2 protein-coding genes are annotated in these 1528 nt (G+C 65.8%); both read right to left on the bottom strand.

From position 1 onward, the window contains the following. Positions 1-12: 12 nt before the first annotated feature. Positions 13-609, bottom strand: coding sequence for a hypothetical protein (locus tag IE244_RS41440; protein ID WP_191878753.1), 597 nt, complete (start codon positions 607-609; stop codon positions 13-15). A 69-nt stretch (positions 610-678) separates the two neighbouring features. Next, a protein-coding gene (locus tag IE244_RS41435; protein WP_373305842.1) for an IS5 family transposase occupies positions 679-1487 on the bottom strand; the annotation gives its coding sequence in 2 pieces (ribosomal slippage) (positions 679-1137 and positions 1140-1487; 807 coding nt in all). Between the last annotated feature and the right edge of the window lie 41 nt (positions 1488-1528).

Genomic DNA, 1528 nt, shown 5'->3' with positions numbered 1-1528 from the left:
AGACGCCGTTTCTTATGGCTCTGGCGAGGGCTGGGCGGCCTGGGGAAAGCCCAACTGGTCCAGCAGCACGCTGAAGAGGTCCTCCACAAAGGTGTCCCGCGAGCACAGTAGCTCTTCGATCCCGGACTGCTGCGCTGTGACTGGTATGCCAGCCGCTGCAGCCCAAACGAGGGCGCCTTCAGCGCCGGCTGGAACATCCACCTCGAGCTCCGCGCGCTTGCACCTCACAGCCTCGTTGAACTCGGGTGTACCCACCCACAGGCTCGCGTCGTCCAGGTCCTCTGGTTCCTCGGTGAGGAGTGCCGCAGCGTTATCCAAGTTGAGCCACGCCTGCCAACGCTGCCCGTTGGTTCCCAGCCCGGTCACGAGGGCAATGTCGCTATCAAAGACGTCTGCGACGCAGGCCGGTGCGCCGGTCCATCCGACCAGGGCGGACAGGTAGGCGTCCTCCCATAGTCCATGATCGAACTGGAGGGTCTGCCAACCACCCGGTCGCGGCCACCACGCATGCACGGTGTCCTTCAGCTCGTGGCTGATGCTGTTGAACACAGGTGCTTCCAGCAACGGACGCTTGCTACGGGCAAAGACCAGGTGACCCGAAAATCCCACGGACCCTCCTCCTTGGAGACGTTGCGCGCACCTTACGGGCTGCCACCGACAGAGCAGGCTTGGGCCCGCTCAGCTGCTGAGTCGGCGGTAGCCGATGAGGGCGGCAGCTATGCCGACGAAAGCGAGGAAGTGCTCGGCCTTGCGCTCGTAGCGGCGGTGCAGGCGTCGGCATCCGGCGAGCCAGGACACGGTTCTCTCGACGACCCAGCGATGACGGCCCAGGCGTGTCGAGGACTCGATGCCTTTGCGAGCGATCCGATGGCGGATGCCCGTCTTGCGCAGCCATCGCCGCAGGTGGTCGTAGTCGTATCCCTTGTCGGCATGGAGCTTGGCGGGACGCCGGCGACGCGGACCGCGACGGGAACGGATGGGCGGGATCCCGCGGACCAGCGGCTTCAGACCGAGACTGTCGTGCATGTTGGCGCCGGAGATGCCCAGCGACAGAGGCAGTCCATTCCGGTCTGTGATCAGGTGGATTTTCGATCCCGGCTTGCCGCGGTCGGTCGGATTCGGTCCGGTCAGCGGCCCCCTTTTGCCGCCCGCACGCTGACGGAGTCGATCGCGCACCGCGACCAGTCCAGATCACCTCTGGCACCGAGCTCGTCCAGGACGACCCGGTGGAGCCTGGCCCAGACCCGATCCTGGCTCCACTGGGCGAAGCGCCGGTAGACGGTGGGCCAGGCAGGGCCGAACACTTGCGGCAGCTGCCGCCATGTGCAGCCCGACGTGGCCACGAAAATGATCGCCGCCAAGGTCTCGCGATCCCCGGCCCGTCGCCGACCACCACCCTGCGGGCGTCTCACCTCCGTTGGCGGCACCACCTGCCGGAACAGCACCCATAACTCGTCCGGCACCAACCGCTCAACCAGATCCGTCATGCACGGTTCAACGAACGATCACGCCATAAGAAACGACGTCT

Source organism: Streptomyces filipinensis, assembly GCF_014649495.1.
In the GTDB taxonomy this organism is placed as follows: domain Bacteria; phylum Actinomycetota; class Actinomycetes; order Streptomycetales; family Streptomycetaceae; genus Streptomyces; species Streptomyces filipinensis.
This window is presented reverse-complemented; position numbering and strand designations above follow the sequence as displayed.